At 57.1% G+C, this 252-nt stretch carries 1 protein-coding gene; it reads left to right on the top strand.

The features are described from left to right. Positions 1 to 44: 44 nt before the first annotated feature. A partial coding sequence (locus QP415_RS12345; protein WP_285100266.1) for a GNAT family N-acetyltransferase occupies positions 45 to 252 on the top strand: 208 nt, incomplete at its 3' end.

Raw genomic sequence — 252 nt, 5'->3', positions numbered from 1 at the left:
AGCAGAAGCCTGATCCGAGTTTCCGGTGGGCGCATCGCGCACAGATGTCCCCGGAAGAATGGTCGCTCGATTTTGGAGTGCACCTTGATGGTGAGGTTATCGGCTCGGTGGATCTGCGGGCGAAGAATTTCTCCGATAACTATGAGGTTGTAACCGGATCGTGGATCTACCACCGCCTTCAGGGCCGCGGGATAGGTACGCAGATCCGTCATGCCGCTGCGGTCTTCTGCTTTGATTACCTGGGTGCGCATC

The sequence above is a fragment of the Pauljensenia sp. UMB3104 genome, assembly GCF_030217285.1.
Classification (GTDB): domain Bacteria; phylum Actinomycetota; class Actinomycetes; order Actinomycetales; family Actinomycetaceae; genus Pauljensenia.
Note: the sequence above shows the minus strand (reverse complement) of the source record. Positions and strands in the feature narration are given on the sequence as shown.